The sequence below is a fragment of the Natronobiforma cellulositropha genome (assembly GCF_025629245.1).
GTDB lineage: Archaea > Halobacteriota > Halobacteria > Halobacteriales > Natrialbaceae > Natronobiforma > Natronobiforma cellulositropha.
In genome coordinates this window covers 103,285-122,117 of sequence record NZ_JANZXN010000060.1, presented here as the reverse complement: position 1 = coordinate 122,117, position 18,833 = coordinate 103,285, and the positions used below count along the sequence as shown (strand labels likewise).

Annotated in this window: 19 protein-coding genes and 1 pseudogene; 13 read left to right on the top strand and 7 right to left on the bottom strand. The window is 68.4% G+C overall.

The window, feature by feature from the left end:
* Positions 1–76 precede the first annotated feature (76 nt).
* Positions 77–1,009 (bottom strand): ribonuclease Z, encoded by a 933-nt coding sequence (gene rnz / locus N0B15_RS17915; RefSeq protein ID WP_263021078.1) that lies wholly within the window; start codon positions 1,007–1,009, stop codon positions 77–79.
* A gap of 246 nt (positions 1,010–1,255) precedes the next feature.
* On the opposite strand from rnz, the gene N0B15_RS17910 reads away from it, so the two are divergent.
* Complete coding sequence (locus N0B15_RS17910) at positions 1,256–2,395, top strand: DUF7282 domain-containing protein (protein ID WP_263021077.1); 1,140 nt, start codon at positions 1,256–1,258, stop codon at positions 2,393–2,395.
* A 39-nt stretch (positions 2,396–2,434) separates the two neighbouring features.
* Positions 2,435–3,493: an AAA family ATPase gene (locus N0B15_RS17905; RefSeq protein ID WP_263021076.1), complete on the top strand. Its 1,059-nt coding sequence runs from the start codon at positions 2,435–2,437 to the stop codon at positions 3,491–3,493.
* Between the two features lie 61 nt (positions 3,494–3,554).
* Here N0B15_RS17905 and N0B15_RS17900 read toward each other — a convergent pair whose 3' ends face one another.
* Complete coding sequence (locus N0B15_RS17900; RefSeq protein ID WP_263021075.1) at positions 3,555–3,809, bottom strand: AbrB/MazE/SpoVT family DNA-binding domain-containing protein; 255 nt, start codon at positions 3,807–3,809, stop codon at positions 3,555–3,557.
* Positions 3,810–3,927: 118 nt separating this feature from the next.
* On the opposite strand from N0B15_RS17900, the gene N0B15_RS17895 reads away from it, so the two are divergent.
* Positions 3,928–4,368: an acyl-CoA thioesterase gene (locus tag N0B15_RS17895; RefSeq protein WP_263021074.1), complete on the top strand. Its 441-nt coding sequence runs from the start codon at positions 3,928–3,930 to the stop codon at positions 4,366–4,368.
* A gap of 143 nt (positions 4,369–4,511) precedes the next feature.
* Entirely contained in the window at positions 4,512–4,898 is a 387-nt protein-coding gene (locus N0B15_RS17890; RefSeq protein ID WP_263021073.1) for a hypothetical protein, read from the top strand.
* A gap of 3 nt (positions 4,899–4,901) precedes the next feature.
* On the opposite strand, the gene N0B15_RS17885 is transcribed toward N0B15_RS17890, so the two are convergent.
* A complete protein-coding gene (locus N0B15_RS17885) occupies positions 4,902–5,933 on the bottom strand; it encodes a methyltransferase domain-containing protein (RefSeq protein ID WP_263021072.1) in 1,032 nt (343 codons plus the stop codon).
* A 181-nt stretch (positions 5,934–6,114) separates the two neighbouring features.
* Here N0B15_RS17885 and N0B15_RS17880 point away from each other — a divergent pair, with 181 nt between their 5' ends.
* The gene (locus N0B15_RS17880; protein WP_207586397.1) at positions 6,115–6,675 is read left to right on the top strand and encodes a TATA-box-binding protein; all 561 of its coding nucleotides are present in this window, start codon (positions 6,115–6,117) and stop codon (positions 6,673–6,675) included.
* A gap of 2 nt (positions 6,676–6,677) precedes the next feature.
* On the opposite strand, the gene N0B15_RS17875 is transcribed toward N0B15_RS17880, so the two are convergent.
* The gene (locus tag N0B15_RS17875) at positions 6,678–6,824 is read right to left on the bottom strand and encodes a hypothetical protein (RefSeq protein ID WP_263021071.1); all 147 of its coding nucleotides are present in this window, start codon (positions 6,822–6,824) and stop codon (positions 6,678–6,680) included.
* A gap of 62 nt (positions 6,825–6,886) precedes the next feature.
* Between N0B15_RS17875 and N0B15_RS17870 the strand changes: the two genes are divergently transcribed.
* On the top strand, positions 6,887–7,324 hold the full coding sequence (locus N0B15_RS17870) for a DUF7473 family protein (RefSeq protein ID WP_263021070.1): 438 nt from the start codon (positions 6,887–6,889) through the stop codon (positions 7,322–7,324).
* Positions 7,325–7,370: 46 nt separating this feature from the next.
* Here N0B15_RS17870 and hisG read toward each other — a convergent pair whose 3' ends face one another.
* Positions 7,371–8,225 (bottom strand): ATP phosphoribosyltransferase, encoded by an 855-nt coding sequence (gene hisG, locus N0B15_RS17865; RefSeq protein WP_263021069.1) that lies wholly within the window; start codon positions 8,223–8,225, stop codon positions 7,371–7,373.
* A gap of 214 nt (positions 8,226–8,439) precedes the next feature.
* Here hisG and N0B15_RS17860 point away from each other — a divergent pair, with 214 nt between their 5' ends.
* The gene (locus N0B15_RS17860; protein ID WP_263021068.1) at positions 8,440–11,052 is read left to right on the top strand and encodes a heavy metal translocating P-type ATPase; all 2,613 of its coding nucleotides are present in this window, start codon (positions 8,440–8,442) and stop codon (positions 11,050–11,052) included.
* Here N0B15_RS17860 and N0B15_RS17855 read toward each other — a convergent pair.
* Entirely contained in the window at positions 11,049–11,825 is a 777-nt protein-coding gene (locus tag N0B15_RS17855) for a stage II sporulation protein M (RefSeq protein WP_263021067.1), read from the bottom strand. The genes N0B15_RS17860 and N0B15_RS17855 overlap by 4 nt on opposite strands.
* Positions 11,826–11,869: 44 nt before the next feature.
* The gene (locus N0B15_RS17850; protein WP_263021066.1) at positions 11,870–12,853 is read right to left on the bottom strand and encodes a phosphotransferase family protein; all 984 of its coding nucleotides are present in this window, start codon (positions 12,851–12,853) and stop codon (positions 11,870–11,872) included.
* 120 nt (positions 12,854–12,973) lie between these two features.
* On the opposite strand from N0B15_RS17850, the gene N0B15_RS17845 reads away from it, so the two are divergent.
* From N0B15_RS17845 to N0B15_RS17825, 6 genes and pseudogenes are all read left to right on the top strand, one after another.
* Positions 12,974–13,783 (top strand): FkbM family methyltransferase, encoded by an 810-nt coding sequence (locus tag N0B15_RS17845; RefSeq protein ID WP_263021065.1) that lies wholly within the window; start codon positions 12,974–12,976, stop codon positions 13,781–13,783.
* A 26-nt stretch (positions 13,784–13,809) separates the two neighbouring features.
* Positions 13,810–15,105, top strand: a complete 1,296-nt coding sequence (locus N0B15_RS17840; protein ID WP_263021064.1) for an amidohydrolase — start codon at positions 13,810–13,812, stop codon at positions 15,103–15,105.
* A gap of 172 nt (positions 15,106–15,277) precedes the next feature.
* The gene (locus N0B15_RS17835) at positions 15,278–16,282 is read left to right on the top strand and encodes a hypothetical protein (protein WP_263021063.1); all 1,005 of its coding nucleotides are present in this window, start codon (positions 15,278–15,280) and stop codon (positions 16,280–16,282) included.
* A gap of 174 nt (positions 16,283–16,456) precedes the next feature.
* The gene (locus tag N0B15_RS17830) at positions 16,457–17,749 is read left to right on the top strand and encodes an adenosylhomocysteinase (protein ID WP_263021062.1); all 1,293 of its coding nucleotides are present in this window, start codon (positions 16,457–16,459) and stop codon (positions 17,747–17,749) included.
* Between the two features lie 267 nt (positions 17,750–18,016).
* Entirely contained in the window at positions 18,017–18,142 is a 126-nt protein-coding gene (locus N0B15_RS18380) for a DUF7342 family protein (protein ID WP_425494254.1), read from the top strand.
* Positions 18,115–18,439, top strand: a pseudogene (locus N0B15_RS17825) (transposase); the annotation flags it as partial. The gene N0B15_RS18380 and the pseudogene N0B15_RS17825, both read left to right, overlap by 28 nt.
* Positions 18,440–18,833 lie beyond the last annotated feature (394 nt).

Below are 18,833 nucleotides of genomic sequence, written 5' to 3'. Positions count from 1 at the left end.
GGCGTTCTGCTCTCTGTCCCGCCGTCTCCTCGAGGACGTTACTATCCGTTCACCCCGCGACCACCGTAAGTGTAGTCTACGCCTCGCCGTCTGCGTACGGTATCTCGAGCGTCTCGCCATCTTCGGGGACGAACACCTCGCCGTCGAAGACCTCGCGGGCTTCCTCGAGGTGGGCGTCGGCCCGGCCCGCGTAGCGCGAGGAGAGGTGCATCAGGGCGAGGCGTTTCGCGCCCGCTCTGCTGGCGAGTTCGGCGGCCTGGCGGGCGGTCGAGTGGGCGGTGTCGCTCGCGCGCTCGACGCGGTCGTCGGCGAAGGTCGCGTCGTGGACCAGCAGGTCCGGGTCCTCCGCGGCCTCGAGTGTGGCCGCCGTCGGCCGGGTGTCGCCGGTGATGACGAGCGACCGGCCGGGGCGGGGTTCGCCGACGACCTCGTCGGGGTCGACGACGGTGCCGTCTTCGAGTTCGACCGCCTCGCCCCGGTGGAGTCTCGAGAACTGCGGGCCGACGGGGACGCCGAGTTCCTCGGCGCGCTCGCGGTCGAAGCGGCCCTTCCGGTCGTCTTCGACGAGCGCGTAGCCGACCGAGCGGGTGTCGTGGTCGGTCGCGAACGCGCGGACCTCGTACTCGTCGGCGCGGTAGGCGACCTCGCCGGGGGCGGCCTCGGTGACTCTGACCGGGAACGTCGGCCGGTTCCCGAGGAGGCTCACGAGCGACTCGATCTCGCGGCGCGTCCCACGCGGGGTGTGGATCTCGAGTGGCGCTTCGCGGTCGTTGAAGTCCATCGTCTGCAGCAAGCCGGGAATTCCGAGGACGTGGTCGCCGTGGAGGTGCGTGACGAACAGGTGGCCGAGTGCGAAGCCGGTTCCGAAGCGCATCATCTGGCGCTGGGTGCCCTCCCCGGCGTCGAAGAGCAGCTCCTCGCCCTCTCGAGCGACGAAGATCGAACTCGGGTTTCGCGCCGTGGTCGGCACCGCTCCGGCCGTCCCCAGGAACGTCACGCGCAGTGGCATCTGTGACGGTGTCGGCGGGCGAGGGCTAAACCGGCTTCGAATCGCGCGGTGGGCACCTCGCTGCCACTCCGGACGGATGCCGGGAAACTACACACGAACTGATGTGTTCCTCGAGAACACGTTGCCGTGAACGGTGTGAACGGTACCCAATTCGGCATTATCGTCCGGGTCGTGTCAGAAACGGAGGACGGAGTTTACGTCGCTGGCCCTCGAAGGGTCTGGTAATACCCGGCTATCTGCGACACAATGAGCACGACACAACGGTTTGGAACGGTAAAACGGATCGGCGCGATCTTGATCGCCGTCGCTATCGTCCTCGCGGCGGGGACGGTCGTCGGCCAGGCACCCATGCTCTTCGGTGCCGAGGTCGCCGACGAGCCCGAGGCCTCGATCGCGTTCGCCGACCAGACCGGCGACGGGACGAGCGTCGTCGTCGACAACGTCTCACTCTCCGACGGTGGCTTCGTCGTCGTCGCCGATGGCCACGAGGTCGTCGGCGTCTCCGCGTACCTCGAGTCGGGTAGCCACGAGGAGGTCGTCGTCGACCAGCGCGGCGACGAGGACCTCGAGATGCTCGGCGCGCTCACGGCGACGGTCTACCACGACGCGACCGAGAACGAGACCTTCGTCCACGAGAGCGAGGCCGCCGAGGGTGACGACCACGACCGCCCGTACGTCGACGACGGCTACCCGGTCAGTGACACCGCGACGGTGACGATGAGCGACGACATCTCGGCCGACGCGACCACCTCGCTCTCCGTCGAGTCCGTCGACGCCCCCGAGACGGCGGCGGTCAACACCACGCTCGAGATCACTGCCGAGGTCCACAACCCCAACGACGCCGAGATCAGAGAACACGTCGACGTCCGCCTCGGCGGCCAACTCTACGAACGCCAGCTACCCGAACTCGAGCCCAACGAGACGCGTGAACTCACCTTCTCGGTCGACCTCAACGGCACCGACCCCGGCGCGTACGTCTACGGCGTCTACACCGCCCACGACGGCTCACTCGGTGAGGTCTACCTCGAGTACGACGCCGAACCCGACCTGCGCGTCCTCGCGGCCGACGGCGACGCGCTCCGCCTCGACGCGACCCTCCCGGCCGACGGTTTCCTCGCCGTCGAGGACGACGAGGGCTCGCCGCTCGCCACCTCCGATGCGCTCGGTCCCGGCGCACACGAGAACGTCACGCTCGACCTCGACGGACTCGCAGACGGTGAGACCGTCACCGTCGTCGCCTACGAGGGCGAACCGTCGGCGCTCGAAGACGAGGAGGCGACGGCGTTCACCGACGAGGACGGCGAACGTATCGAGACGACGGTCACCATCGGCGAGGAGTTCGGGGCTGCGGAGGAGACCGACGACGAGGGCGACGCCGAGGAGTAACCGACCGATTCTTACCCGCCCCATCCCTATCCGGCGACGATGGACGCGCCGCTGTGGACCGAGACGCACGCGCCGACGCTCGCGGAGTTGCCACAGGCAGACGCCCGCGAGTACCTGGCACGGGCGGTCGAGGAACCGATCAACCTCATCCTCCAGGGACCGCCCGGCAGCGGGAAGACCGCCGCGGCGCGCGCGCTGGCCCGCGAGGCTCACGACGACGTCGACAACGACTTCGTCGAACTCAACGTCGCCGACTTCTTCGACCGGACGAAAGCCGAGATCAGAGACGACCCCCGCTTCTCACACTTCCTCCAGGGCCAGACCGCCTTCTCGAAGCAGTACCGGCGCGGATCCGACCAGCGCAAGAAGTACAAACGCGAGTGGTCCAAACGCGACATGATCGCCCACGTCCTCAAAGAACAGGCGGGCTACGCCCCCTCGAGTGGGACCTACAAGACCATCTTACTCGACAACACCGAGGGGATCCGCGAGGACTTCCAGCACGCGCTGCGCCGGATCATGGAACAACACCACCGGACCACGCAGTTCGTCATCGCGACGCGCCAGCCCTCGAAACTCATCCCGCCGATCCGCTCGCGGTGTTTCCCCGTCTCGATCCGCGCCCCCTCGAGCGCCGAGATCGCGACCGTCCTCGAGCGGATCGTCGAACGCGAGGGCGTTCCATACGACGCCGACGGCCTCGAGTTCGTCGCGGGCTACGCCAACGGCGACCTCCGGCGGGCGATTCTGGCCGCCCAGACGACCGCGCTCGAGACCGACGAGATCACCATGCAGAGCGCCTACGAGACTATCGGCGCGGTCGGTCTCACGGAGGAGGTCGAAACGATGCTCGACGCCGCAGAGACCGGCCAGTTTACCGACGCCCGCAAGACGCTCGACAGCCTGCTCGTCGACGAGGGCTTGAGCGGCAGCGAGGTGCTCGAGGAGATCCTCGCCGTCTCGCGAAAACGCTACCAGGGAGCCGACTTAGCGCGCATCCACCGTCTCGCCGCCGACGTCGAGTTCGTCATGCTCGAGGGGACGAGCGACCGCGTCCACGTCTCGCGCCTGCTGGCGGAACTCGGCCGCGAGGCGTGAGCACCCGCTCACTCGCCGCCCACTCGCCAGCGTGTCGTCGCTCACACCTCAGTACGTAGCATCACTGACGGTTACTGAACGTCGCCCCGCCCGCGTCGCGAAACGCTTCCCGTCCCCACTCGCCGCCCCGTGTCACCGTCTCGAGTTCGGGTACCTCCCGCACCAGCCGAATCTCGCCACCCTCGCGGCGCACTTCGAACGTCGTTCCGCCGTCGAGCTGGAGGTCGTCTCGCAGCTGTTTTGGAATCGTCAGCTGTCCACGGTCGTTGCGTTCAGCGGTGCCGTAGGCCGTCGGTTCTCCCTCGTCAGAACTCACTGGTCACCACTACTCGCACTGATGCATTCGGCGACGATAAACCCGGCCGACGACACTCGGCCCGACGACCCGGCCGGATACCGCGGCGATTTATCTCTCCTGGGGCGAACGGTCGCTCATGCCCACGCTCACGGAGACGCGCATTCGGAACCGGTTTCGCGTCCAGCCGAACCACGCGAACAACTACCAGACGCTCCACGGCGGCAACCTGATGAAGTGGCTCGACGAGGTCGGTGCGATGTCGGCGATGCGCTTCGCCGGAGAGACCTGCGTCACCGCACGGGTGAACGAACTCGACTTCGAGCGCCCCGTCCTGATCGGCGACACCGCCCTCGTCGAGGCCTACGTCTACGACGCGGGTCAGACGAGCGTCCACGTCGCCCTCCGCGCCTGGCGCGAGGAACCGCGCACCGGCGAGACCGAGAAGACCACCGAGTCGACGTTCACCTTCGTCGCCATCGACGAACACGGCTCGCCCGTCCCCGTCCCCGACCTCCAGGTCGAGACCGACGAGGACGAACGCCTCCGCGAGCGCGTCCTCGAGAGCGCCGCCGACTGATCGCTCTCACCGAGTACATTCGATTGATCGTCCCACTCGAGTCCATTCGACTGACCGGCCCCACTCGAGTCCATCCACCTGCCGCGCGCACCCGCGCTCGCGGTGACCAACAAGTTCTTTACACCGACGTTCGACGCTGAGGTATGCCCACCGCAGAGACGCTCGAGCGCGTCGCCACCGTCTTCGTCTGTGCGCTCGCGCTCGCGCTCACCACGGGGACCGTCCTCGACGCCACGACCGACCTTCCGCTCGTCGCCTTCGCGGCGCTGGCGTTCGTTCCCGGCACGCTCGTCGGTCTCGCGCTCGTCGTCGTGCCCGAGACCGCGCTCACCTACACCCACGTACTGCGCTTCGGTCTCGCCAGCTGGCTCGCGCTGCTCGTCTTCGTCGGGACGCTCACGGTGCCGTCACTCGAGTCGACGCTGACGCTCGACTCCGAGGCGCTGGCGTTCGCTCTCGCGTTCGCCATCGGCGTCGCCGCCGCCAGCTACGACTGGGTGGCCGCTCGCACGCAGGCCGCGCTGGGATAGGACTCACTCGCTCGCGGTCAACACCAGCACGTGGCGCGTCAGCGAGCGGTGAACCCGGCGCTCGAAGCGTGCCTCGAGTTCCCAGCCCGCCTCCTCGGCCGCACTCTCCCACGACCGGTCGGCGACGACGACCGCCCGCGAGGCGACCCGGCGCGCCTCCGAGAGCGCCCCCGAGACGAGGTCGTCGAGTCGGTGGCGTTCGATCTTCGACTGACGGCCGTAGGGGGCGTCGAAGACGACGGCGTCGACCGCGTCGTCGGCGAGCGGCAGGCGCGTGGCGTCGCCGCGGGCGACCGCGAACGCCCCGGTGGGGACGCCCGTCGGTGACTTCCCCGAGAGAAAGTGTGTGAGGTTGGTCCGTGCGCCGGTCACCATCTTCTCCTGGGCGTCGGTGCCGAGGACGGTCGCGCCGACGAGTCCGGCCTCCACGAGTACGCCGCCGGTGCCACACATCGGGTCGAGCACCGTCGCCCCGGGGCGCGCCCCGGCGATGTTGACGACGGCGCGCGCGAACAGCGGGTCCATGCTTCCCGGCTGGAAGAACGGCTTGTCCGTTGGCGCGCGCGTCCCGAAGTCGCGGACGCTCTCGGTCTCGAGCCAGCCGAGCGCGCAGACGGCGACCGACTCGCCGTCGATCTCGCCGACGGAAAACGCCGCCCTGAGGACGTGGTCCGGGTGCTCGAGGTCGACGCTGAAGCCGCGCTCGACGAGCACGCTCCCCAGCGCCCGTTCCGCCGCGGCCGTACTCACGCCGCTCGAGCCGTGGACGTCGGCGGCGCGGACGGCGATCGAACCGGTCCGGTCGGTGTCGGCGATGGCGGTCTCGAGCAGCGCCCGCGCGCTCTCGACGTCGGCGTCGGTCCGTCCGAGCAGGGCGCTCGCCCGCTGGGTGTAGGCGAGTCCGCGGACGCGCTCGGGTACGACGCCGCGCGCGACGGCGAGTCCGGGGGCGATCCGACGGACGCCGCTCGCGGCACTCGCGGCTTCACAGGCGGCGAACGCGTCGTCTTCACCGCCGAACTCGAGCAGATACACGCACGTCCGTCGCCGCGCGCGAGGTATGAGCCTACCGTTTTCTCGAGCGCGGGCGGGTGTACACCCGGTCTGCGAACCGGCGGGTGCGCGCTGGTCGCCTTCGCGGACGATCAGAGTACCGGATAGATCAGACGACAGCACTAAGCTTTATAAACCTTAAATACGTCTTTTTAAGCGACTTATGACGGATCCGAAGGACACCATCAATATCGAAAACGTGGTGGCGTCGACCGGCATCGGGCAGGAACTCGATCTCCAGAGCGTTGCGATGGACTTAGAGGGGGCCGACTACGACCCCGAACAGTTCCCTGGCCTCGTGTACCGCACTCAGAACCCCAAATCCGCTGCACTGATCTTCCGCTCGGGGAAGATCGTCTGCACCGGTGCGAAGAGCACCGACGACGTTCACGAGAGTCTCCGTATCGTCTTCGATAAGCTCCGCGAACTCCAGATTCAGGTCAACGACGATCCCGAAATCGTCGTCCAGAACATCGTCACCTCCGCGGACCTGGGGCGCAACCTCAACCTGAACGCCATCGCCATCGGTCTCGGTCTCGAGAACATCGAGTACGAACCCGAACAGTTCCCCGGTCTCGTCTACCGCCTCGACGAACCCGAGGTCGTCGCGCTCCTCTTCGGCTCCGGTAAACTCGTCATCACCGGCGGCAAACAGCCTGTCGACGCCGAACACGCCGTCGACAAGATCGTCTCGCGACTCGAGGACCTCGGCTTACTCGAGTAGCGTCACCGCCGACGCCGGCTCACTCGCGTGGGCATCTCGTTCTCCCGACTGCACACGCCGCCTACGAGCGCGAGTGCCATCTCGAGCGCACCCGCACCGGCCGTCTCCGTCCACTCGAGTGAGTCTCCCGTCCGGACTCGAGCGGGCACCTTACGCACTCGAGTGAGGCGTATCGGTAGGCACAAACCTCCCCGGTGCGAAGCGCCGACGTATGGCACCTGGCTCGAGCGGTCTCCTCGCAGTCGGCCCGACGGTAGTCTCGGTGGGGGCGCTCGAGCCGTCGCTCGCTCAGGTGGTCGAACCCGCACCCGGCGGCGTCTTCGCCTACCTCGGCACGTTCGTGCTCGCGACACTCTTCTACGGCGTCACGCTCCACGTCGCCGCGAGGTACGTCCTCGGCGACGTCTCGGTCGGGCGGGCGTTTCGCGTCGCGCCGGTGTTGGGGCTGTTCGCGCTCATGCTCCAGCAGGCGGGTCCGGCGATCACCGCCGCCATCACCGTCGTCGTCGCCTACGTCCTGATCTACGTCGTCTACGACCTGAGCCACAAGCTGACGGTGTTCGTGACGGTGATCTACTACACCGTCGCGCTGCTGGTCGGGTTCACCATCGTCAACCTCGTCTACTTGCTCGGACAGGCACCGGGCTGAGCCAGCCCCGCTCGACGGCTCGGCGCCACGCCGTACGGGCGTGCGCTCACTCGACTAAGCGCTCGATCTCGGTCACCAGAATACCGCTCGCGCCGCGTTCTTTCACGCGGGTGATCGTCTCGAAGACGTCGCGCTCGTCGACGACGGCGTGGACGGCGACCGCCTCGCCCTCGCCGTTGGCGATGTCCATGATCGTCGGCCCGCCGAGTCCAGGGATCACCTCACGGACCGCCTCGAGCTGGTCCTGGGGGACGTTCATCATCAGGTAGCGCTTGCCGTCGGCGGCGAGCACCGACGAGAGCGCGGTCGCGATCTCGCCGACTTTGGCGTCCCCGACGACGTCCTCGCGGGCGAAGAGCTGGACGGAACTCGAGAGCACCTCGTCGACGATTGCCAGCCGGTTCACCTTCAGGGTCGTCCCCGTGCTGGTGATGTCGACGATGGCGTCGGCCATGTCGACGTAGGGGGTGAGTTCGGTCGCACCGGTCACCTCGATCACCTCCGCGGAGACGCCCGCGTCGGCGAAGTACTCCCGGGTGATCGTCGGAAACTCGGTGGCGACGGTCGCTCCCTCGAGATCCGCACTCGTGGCGATCTCGCCGTCTTCGGGCGCGGCGAGGACGAGGCGACAGCGGCCGAACTCGAGGTCGAGGAGGCTCTCGATCCGGTCGCTCGCGCTCTCTCTGACCTGGTCGAGACCGGTGATGCCGACGTCGGCCGCGCCGTCTGCGATGTACTCCGGGATGTCCGCCGCGCGCGCGAAGAGGACGGTCACGTCGGGGTCGACCGTCTCGGCGTAGAGTTTCCGGTCCGCGCCGTTCTCGAGGTGGAGTCCCGCCCGTTCCAGGAGGTCGATCGTGGGTTGGTGCAGGCGGCCCTTGTTGGGGACGGCGATTCGCATTTGCCGACCGTTCGGGCGCGGGTGGGAACTGTCTTTCCATCCGCTCGAGTCCGCCTCGTGGCGTGTGGACGGTGTGTCACGCCCCGAGCGCGGCCGTGACGCTCTCGAGGTGAGACCAAAACCCCTCATTCGACTTATTTTCGAAAACTCGTAGTGAACCACCCGAACATTCTAAGGCACAACTCGCATGAACGGGTAGCCCGTAGTATCTGGTATGACCCAAAGACGCGCCCACCTCGAGATTACGGGCATGTCGTGTGCGACCTGTTCGGGGAGCGTCGAGACGGCGGTCTCGGCACTCGAGGGAGTCTCCGAGGTGAGTGCGAACTACGCGACCGACGAGGCGGTCGTCGCCTACGACCCAGAGCGAACCTCGCTCGAGGACATCTACGACGCCATCGCGGCGGCGGGCTACGAGGCCGAGTCGGTGTCGGCGTCGGTTGCCGTCCTCGGGATGTCGTGTTCGACCTGTTCGACCGCGGTCGGCGAGGCGCTCGAGTCGGTGCCGGGGGTCGTCCGCGCGGACGTGAACTTCGCGGCCGACGAGGCACGCGTGACCTACAACCCGGCCGACGCCTCGCTCCCCGCCATCTACGACGCCATCGAGGCGGCGGGCTACGACCTCGTTCGCGAGGAGACCGCAGACGGGGGTGAGAGCGGCCGCGAGCGCGCCGTCGAGCGCGAACTCGCCCGCCAGCGCCGTCTCGTGATCGGCGGCGGCCTGCTGACGCTGCCGTTCGTCCCGGTCATGATCGCGATGCTGTTCGGCGTCTTCGACGTCCTCCACCACGCGACCTGGGCGCAGTGGGGCCAGTTCGCCCTCGCGACGCTCCTGATGGCGACGCTCGGCCGCGAGTTCCTCCGGGGGGCGTACCGGGCGTTCGCCCACGACCGCCGGGCGAACATGGACACGCTCGTCGCCGTCGGGACCTCGGCGGGCTACGTCTACAGCAGCGCAGTCCTCCTCGGCGTCGTCACCGGCGGGCTCTACTTCGAGGCCGTCGCCTTCATCCTCTGGTTCATCACGCTCGGCAACTGGCTCGAGGTCCGCTCGAAAGCCCGCGCGGGTAACGCGCTGCGGGAACTGCTCGAGATGGAAGCCGACGAGGCGGCCGTCGTCCGCGACGGCGAGGAGGTCGCGCTCGCGCTCGAGGAGGTCCGCGTCGGCGACCACCTCCGGGTGCGTCCGGGCGAGAAGATTCCGGTCGACGGCGTGGTGCTCGAGGGGGAGAGCGCCGTCGACGAGTCGATGCTCACCGGCGAGTCGGTGCCCGTCGAGAAGGGAGTGGGCGACGAGGTCGTCGGTGCGACGATCAACGAGAACGGTCTCTTGCTGGTGGAGGCGACCCGCGTCGGCTCCGAGACGGCGATCCAGCAGATCGTCGAGCGCGTCAAGGAGGCCCAGTCACGCCAGCCGGAGATCCAGCGGCTGGTCGACCGGGTGAGCGCCTACTTCGTCCCCGCGGTGATCGTCAACGCGACCGTCTGGGCGCTGCTCTGGCTGGCGTTTCCCGAGACGTTCTACGGCGTCTCTGCGTGGGTCGGCTCCTGGCTCCCGCTGCTCGAGCCGGTCGGCGGCGGTCCCGTCGCCGGTGGCGTGCCGGTCCTCGAGTTCGCGGTGGTCGTCCTCGCCTCGGCGCTGTTGATCGCCTGTCCCTGTGCGCTCGGACTCGCGACGCCCGCGGCGACGATGGTCGGTTCGACACTCGCGGCGACCAACGGCGTCCTCTTCAAAGGCGGCGACGTCCTCGAGCAGGTCCGCGGCGTCGACACCGTCGTCTTCGACAAGACCGGCACCCTGACCCACGGCGAGATGGCCCTGACCGACGTCGTGGCCGTACGCGCCGAACCCGACGGCGGCGAGACGGCGGCCGACGGCGGCGCGAGCACACTCGAGAGCGCCGAACCGCTCGAGTCGCTCGCCCTCGCCGCCGGAGCGACGGCGGAATCCGGCTCCGAACACCCCATCGCGCGCGCCGTCGTCGAGGGGGCTCGCGAGCGCGGTCTCGAGGTGGGCGACCTCGAGACGTTCGAGAACGTCCCCGGCCACGGCGTGCGCGCCGAGACAGACCGCGGGAGCGTCCTCGTCGGCCGCCGGGAACTGCTCTCGGAGGCAGGTATCGACCCCGAACCGGCGTCGGCGACGCTCGAGCGCCTCGAGCGCGAGGGGAAGACGGCGGTGCTGGTCGCCGTCGAGGGCGACCTCGTGGGCGTGCTCGCGGTCGCGGACGAGGTGCGCGAGAGCGCCCGTGAGACGGTGGCGGCGCTCCGCGGACGGGGGACCGAGGTGGTGATGTTGACGGGTGACAACGAGCGGACCGCCCGCGCGGTCGCCGAGTCGGTCGGTATCGACCCCGCGAACGTCCGTGCGGGGGTCTTCCCGGAGGAGAAGGCGGACCACGTCGAGACCCTCCAGGCGGACGGCACGCGCGTGATGATGGTCGGCGACGGCGTCAACGACGCACCGGCGCTCACGGCGGCCCACGTCGGCGTCGCCATCGGTTCGGGCACCGACGTGGCCATCGAGTCGGCCGACGTGACGCTGCTGCGCGACGACCCGGCGGACGTGCTCAAGGCCGTCTACGTCTCCGAGGCGACCATCTCGAAGGTTCGTCAGAACCTCTTCTGGGCGTTCGCCTACAACGCGACGCTCATTCCGGTGGCCTCGCTCGGCCTGCTCAACCCCGCGCTCGCCGGTCTCGCGATGGCTGGCTCGAGCGTGAGCGTGATGGGGAACAGTCTGGCGTTCGCGGCGTACGATCCCCACGAGGCGTACCGTCCGGCGCTCGTCCGGCCGTTCGTGTGGCTGCGCGCTCGCCTCGGCTAGCTCCCGAAGAGCAGGTCGACGAGCCAGAGCGTCACGTAGGCCTCGACGAACGCGGCGAGGACGAGGACGAGCCACGCGAAGCAGACGAAGACGCCCGTCCGGTAGAGGGAGGATTTCGTCACGAACGCCTCGCGCGCGCCGGTGACCCGCTGGACGAACCGGTGGAGGAGGCGGAAGCCGACGCCTGCGGCGACGAACAGCGCGGGCAGTTCGAAGATGCCGTGGGGGACGATCGAGGCGATGACGATCGCGAAACCGACGTCGCCGCCGACGGAGACCACGACGTTTCCGACGAGAATTCCGTTGATCACCATGATTACCAGCGTCAGCACGCCGACCGTCACCGCCCCGAAGATCGAGAGGAGAAACGGCGGCGTGTTCTGGGCGATGAAAAAGCCCGCCGTCACCTCGAGCGCCAGCTCGTCTCCGGGTTCGCCCTCCTCGAGCGGGCCGAACTCCTCTTCGAGTAACTCGAGGAAGACGTCGACCAGGTCGACGCCCGCGAGAAAGAGGAGGACGCCGAAGACGGCACCCGCGGCGAACAGGCCCGTCGCGAAGCCGACGTAGGGGCGATGCTCGCGCCACGCCGCTGCGAGCGCGCCCGGGGCGCGAACACCGACGGCGACGAGCGCGGCCGCCGTGACCGTGGCACCGAGCGCGACGGCGGCCGAGTCGGCGGTGTACCACCCGACGACGCCGCTCGAGACGGCGACCACCGCCAGCACGAGCGCGAACGGCGGCCACGCACGCTCCCCTCTCAGTGGATCGTTCATGCCCGTTCGTTCTCTCGAGCCACCGATAAATCCGCTGACTCGCGTCATCGGTGCAGGTGTCGGGCGCGCTCGAGCGCCGACTCGAGCTGGCGGCGCAGGGCTGTTCTCCCGTCCCGGCTGCGGGCGACCCGTGCGTAGTTCGCCAGCGACTGGGCGAGCCACAGCGCCTTGTACCGCGGTGCCAGGCGCTCGAACCCGTCGGGTAGCGGCGCGTGGTTGGCGTAGCCTGCTCGGAAGACGTGCCTGAGTCGCCGTCGCCCCCCTCGTCCAACCCGGTGGCGGTCGACGAACCCCGCTTCGGCGCGCGCGAGCGCGTAGCCCGCCGTCGTGACGTGGGCGTTGCCCCAGTCGAGGACGGCGGTGATCGCCCCGCGCTCGTCGGCCAGCACGTTTCCGGGGCGGTAGTCGCCGTGGTCGAGAACGGGCCGCGCGCCCTCCTCACCGGCGAGCGGGAGGCCGAGCCACGCCCCGAGCGCCCGGCCGAGTGGCCCTGGATCGAGGGCGTGCCACCCACACGGCTCGACGAGACACAGTCCACCCTCACTGCGCGCGAGCGCCCCAACCTCCTCGAAGCCGCCCGGATTCGCCGCGTGCAGCGCGCCGAGCAGCCGCCCGGCGTCGACGACGAGGCGACGGAGGACGGGCGGCTCGAGGTCGCGGTACGGCTCTGGTGTGCGCCCCACACAGACCGAGTAGCACGCGAAGCGCTCGTGTGTCGCTCGCCCGCGTTTGGCCCCCGCCGGCCACCGAACCGCGCCGCTGGCGAGCACCGTCGGGACCGGAAGCGCGCTCTCGCGCCCGACGAGCGAGACGACGAGCGGTTCGATCACGTCGCCGCTCCAGACGCTCGCTCCACCGCGCTTGCACACGACGCGCGCCGGGTCGCCAGCGAGCTCGAGCAGCGAGGTGTCGGCGAGCGCTCCACCCGCGAGCCGACGGACGCCGCGGAGTTCCGTCTCGAGCGCCGTGCGAGCGATCTCCTCGTAGACGTGCTCTGGGTCCGCCGCCGGGACTGGCCGTCGGCACACGACGCTACTGGCGACGCCGGGACGGGTACGCCTTCGGGAGCCTCCCGGCGCTCGAGAGTAGGCTCTCACCGGCTGAGACGCGCCGAAACTCGAATCGGTGCGTTCGCCGTCGGCTCCCGTGTGGACCGCCGCCGTCTCGCGTTCGCCCGCCGCGTTCGCAGCCGCGCCCTCGCGCTCGGCCACGCCGCCTACGACCGACTCGTCGGCTACAACTACGAACAGGAACTCCTCGCTCGCCGGGCCGACACCGCTGGTGGGCCGATCCGGAGCTACGAACTCCTCACCCGCCACCGCAGCGACGCGATGCTCGCCGAACTCGCCGCCTGCGGCCCCCGTGCGGTCGTCTTCGACCTCGGGGCGAACGTCGGTATCTACGCGCTCGCACTGGCGAGCAGTGCTCACGAGCGGCAGGTCGTGGCGGTCGAACCCTCGCCGGTGGCACTCGAGCGCCTCCGTACCAACGTCCGGCTGAACGGTCTCGAATCGCAGATTCGGGTCGTCCCCTGTGGCGTCGGCGACGCTCGAGGCGTCGCCACTCGCGATGGCGGCCGCCCACCCACCCGCCCGTTCTACGTCTCCTCGCTGCCCGAACTCTCCGGGTTCGACGCGGCGAGCGCCCGCCGCTTCGGGGCGCGCGTCGAGACCGTTCTCGAGGTTCCCTGCGTTCGCCTCGACGACCTCGCATCCCAACTGCCGCCGCCGGACTTCGTAAAAGTCGACGTCGAGGGGGCGGCCCCCGCCGTCCTCCGCGGTGCGCGCGAGACGCTCGAGCGCTACCGGCCGACGCTCTTCGTCGAGGTCCACGAGGCGGGGCTGTCGGGCGACGTTCCCGGGGAGACGCGGGCGGTGCTCGACTCGCTCGCCTACACCGTCGCCGAACGGGCGGGCTACTGGCGGTGTGAGCCGCGAAAGCGCGAGTCGCCAGATTGACGCCCCGAGGCGGCGAAGCGCCCGCCATGCAGACGCTCTCGGTCGTCGGCGGCCAGGTGCTCACTCCCGACCTGACCGTCGAGACGGCGGACGTACTGATCGACACCGACGCGGGCGAGATCCTCGAGATCGGTCCCGACCTGGAAGCCGACGGCGACGAGGTGCTCGACGCGCGCGGCGATCTCGTCACCCCCGGCTTCGTCAACGGCCACTGTCACGTCGCGATGACGCTCTTACGCGGCTACGCCGACGACAAACCGCTCGAGTCGTGGCTCCGCGAGGACGTCTGGCCCGCCGAAGCGGCGCTCACCCCCGAGGACATCCGCGTCGGCACGGAACTCGGGGCGCTCGAGATGATCAAATCCGGGACGACGGCGTTCGCCGACATGTACTTCGAGGTGCCGTCGATCGCGGCCGCAGTCGAGGAGTCGGGGCTTCGCGCCCGACTCGGCCACGCGACGATCACGGTCGGGAAGGAGGAAGCGGACGCGCGCGCCGACACCGAAGAGAGCCTCGCGGTCGCCCGCGAGTTCGACGGCGCGGCCGACGGGCGCATCTCGACGGCGTTCATGCCCCACTCGCTGACGACCGTCGAGGAGACCTATCTCGAGGAGTACGTCCCGAAAGCGCGCGAGGCGGGCGTTCCGATCCACTACCACGCGAACGAGACGGTCCACGAGGTCGACCCCATCGTCGAGGAACACGGCGTTCGCCCGCTCGAGTACGCCGCCGACCGTGGCATGCTCGAGTCCGGCGACTTCGTCGCCCACGGCGTCCACGTCGACGAGACCGAGATCGCCCTCCTCGCCGAGACGGGAGTGGGTGTGATCCACTGTCCGGCCTCGAACACGAAGCTCGCGAGCGGGATGGCTCCCGTCCAGCGCTTGCTCGACGCCGGGGTCACGGTCGGTCTCGGCACCGACGGCGCGGCCTCGAACAACGACCTCTCGCTGCTCGACGAGGCACGCGACGCCGCGATGATCGGCAAACTCGCCGCCGACGACGCGAGCGCCGTCTCCGCCCCCGCGGTCGTCGAGATGCTCACCCGGGGCAGCGCCGACGCCATCGGTCTCGAGAGCGGCCGCCTCGAACCCGGTGCGCCCGCCGACCTCGCGGTGGTCGACCTCGAGAAACCGCACCTGACGCCCGCCCACGACCTCGTCAGCCACCTCGCCTACGCGGCCGCCGCCGCCGACGTTCGCCACACCGTCTGTGACGGACAGGTGCTCATGCGCGAGCGCGAGGTGTTGACGCTCGAGGAGGAAGCGGTGCTCGAGCGCGCACGCGAGCACGCCCACGCACTGACCGACCGCGTCGAGTGAAGCCAGTCGATTGCGTCGACCGAGACTGATCGGCAACCGTGACACTCACGATCTCTTGAACGACCTGCGCGCCTGATAAACGCTCTAAACGATTCTCCGCCCGCTGTGACCCGTTCGAACGGGGCGAACCACGGCGGGGGTTTATCCTCGAGACCGTGAACGCTGAGCCGTGATGAGACGCTACCGACTACTGAGCGCAGGAGTGGCCCTGGCGGTGCTGTGTGTCCTGGCACTGTCGGGGACCGGAGCCGCAGCCGACGCGAGCAACGCGACGCTCGAGGTCGACGTTACCGAGACTGACGACCTCGTGATCGTCTCGGTGACGGCCGACGGCGACCCGGTCGAGAACGCGAGCGTGAGCGCGACGGCCGCGACGAACGACTCGAGCGAGACCGTCTTCGTCGGGGAGACCGACGCCGACGGCGAGGTCACGCTCGAGCCGCCGAGCGAGACTCGCACGGTCACGTTCGAGGCGACCGCCGGAGACGCAACCGGCGAGCGGACGGTGACACTCGAGGGTGAGCGCGACCTCTCGATCACCGTCTCCCAGACGGATGGCGTCGTGGTGACCGTCACCGACGGTGAACCGGTCGCGGACGCGACGCTCGAGGTCGCTGTCGACGAGAACGACTCCTACGCGGGCACGGGGTCGTACCTGACCGACGCAAACGGACAGGTCACCCTCGAGTCACCCAGCGAGACGGTGACCGTCGCGCTCACTGCGAGCCACGAGAACGCGAGCGCGGAGACAACGGCGACGCTCGAGGCGGCCGAGGAAGTCGAGAACTTCGGTGCGCTCGTCAGTCAGTTCGTCGCCCAGCTCGAGACGGGTGACGAACCGCGCGGCATCGCCGTGGCGTCGTTCGTCCTCGAGCACAACCCCGGGAACGCACCGGCCCACGCCGGTCCACCGGCCCACGCTGGCCCACCCGGTGAGGGCGACGCCGACCGACGCGGCCCGCCCGCCCACGCGGGACCACCGGGGGATGACGACGACGGTGACGACCGCCGTGGCCCGCCTGCACACGCCGGACCGCCGGGTGAGGCGGACGACGAGGACGAGGCTGACGAGAGTGACGACGAGGAGAGCGGTGACGAAGACGAGGGTGACGACGAGAGCGGTGAGGACGACGAGGAGAGCGACGAAGACGACGAGAGCGGTGAGGACGACGCCTGAGACGGCGAAGGCACCGTCCGACACTCACTCGAGACCACCGACGGACACACTCGAGGCACCCCGTCCGTCGGCGTCCGTGTGGAACTGCGGTGCGTTTTTCGGTCAGTAGGAGACGGCCAGCCCCGGCCATCCGAGTCCGGTACCGTTTTGAGCGCGGTCGCTGTCTCTCCGGGCATGACCGACACGCAGGCGTATCCGCCGATCAGCGAGCAGCTATCGGACGTGGAGACGGCTCGAGCGGAGGGCCGCCGGAAGATGGAGTGGGCCGCCCAGCACATGCCCATCTGCGAGCACGTCCGCGAGGAGTTTCTCGCCGACCAGCCCTTCGAGGGCGAGCGCATCGCGATGGCGATGCACGTCGAGGCGAAGACCGCGATTCTGGTGGAGACGCTCGCCGACGGCGGTGCGGAGGTCGCCGTCACCGGCTGTAACCCGCTGTCGACCCACGACGACGTCTCGGCGGCGCTCGACGCCCACGACTCGATCACGAGCTACGCCAAACGCGGCGTCGACGACGAGGAGTACTACGAGGCCATCCACGCCGTCATCGGCCACGAGCCGACGGTCACCGTCGACGACGGGATGGACCTCGTCGCGATGATCCACGAGGAGTACCCCGAACTCATCGAGGGCATCGTCGGCGGGGCCGAGGAGACGACCACCGGCGTCCACCGCCTGCGCGCGATGGACGCAGATGGCGCACTCGAGTACCCCGTCTTCGCCGTCAACGACACGCCGATGAAGCGGCTGTTCGACAACGTCCACGGCACCGGCGAGTCCTCACTCGCCTCCATCGCCATGACCACCAACCTCTCGTGGGCGGGTAAGACCGTCGTCGTCGCCGGCTTCGGCTACTGCGGGAAGGGCGTCGCCAGCAAGGTCAGCGGCCAGAACGCGAACGTGGTCGTCACCGAGGTCGAGCCACGGCGCGCGCTCGAGGCGCACATGGAGGGCTACGAGGTCATGCCGATGGCCGAGGCCGCCGCCGTCGGTGACGTCTTCCTCACCACCACCGGCAACCGCGACGTGATCGTCCGCGAGCACTTCGAACAGATGGGAGATGGCGTCTTACTGGCGAACGCGGGCCACTTCGACATCGAGATCGATCTCGAGGCGCTCGCCGACCTCGCCGTCGATCGGTACGAGGCTCGAGACGGCGTCGACGCCTACGAACTCGCCGACGGCCGCCGCCTGAACGTCATCGCCGAGGGGCGACTCGTCAACCTCGCCGCGCCCGTCTCGCTCGGCCACCCCGTCGAGGTGATGGACCAGTCCTTCGGCGTCCAGGCCGTCTGTGTCAGGGAACTGCTCGAGAATAGCGAGCAGTACGGTCCCGGCGTCCACGACGTACCCGACGACTTAGACAGGGAGATCGCGGAGATCAAACTCGCCGCCGATGGCGTCGCCTTCGACTCGCTCACCGAGACCCAGCGCGAGTACATGGGCTCGTGGGACCACGGGACGTAAGCTCGAGGGCCGGTTCTGCGCTCGAGCTTCGGGCCGCTACTCGCTGCGGGTTGCATCGTCTACGGCGTGTTCACGTTGCGCTGTAGAGTCCTGGTTGTCCACAGCCAGCGCAACTATTTGCGTCTGGAGTAGATTTATGCGCCGTGGCCTCTCTCTATGTGTGACTGAAGAGGCCGCTGGCGTCGACGCGTGGAAGGTGCACACGAGTGCCTTTGACAGGGTGCAGGCAGTTGCTGACTCCGTTTCACAGCCCCGTCCGGCTCACACATCGCAGACGAGGCTCACGTCGCCGAGAACACGGCGAGAGACCACCTCGAGCGACTCGTCGCTCTGGACGTCCTCCAGAAGACCGACCAGGACGGAACGGCTGTCTACTCGCTCGCCGCAACGTGAGCGAGTTGCGAAGCCTCGCTGCGGACAAAGGCTACAGCTGGAAGCGCTTACGCGAAAAATAGAGCAGAGGGCGTGAGGCCGCTGATCAAGTATCGAGGGTTCCGCCCCATCGATCACGCACACAACGCGCGGATCGATGAGGCTCTCTACGGCCAGAGAGCCCTATCTGAGACTGTCTTCTCGGTGATTAAGTGCACGCTAGGCGACGCCATGCGTGCGCGATTCTGGTATCGTGAGTTCTGTGAAATTGTCCTGGCGTATGTCGTCTACAACATCAAGCGTGCTATCAAACAGTGAAATCAACCGCCGTATGGCGATTCATCACGGCCGGCGAATTGTATGACACTCTCCTAAAAAAGTAAGTAACCGACATCGACGGAGCCGCCAGGCAATCACACGAAGCTGACGAGACGCTGGATACGCACCCAGTGACGAGGCGTGTGACGCCGGTCGATGACAGGATGCCCAGGTTTTCTCGCTCGAAAGTGACCTTGACGACTGCCAGTACAGATACGCTTACGTGTACGAAGAGGAGGACATCTTCGGGAACACGGAGAACTGGTACATCGTGTTCCCCTGCGAGTAGGCCACAGCGAGAAAGGGAGGGCGTACGCTACCTCTCGTTACCCAACCCGATAGAATGATGAAAATATAGGTCTACGAAGAAAAGCTACAAACGTCATAATCACTA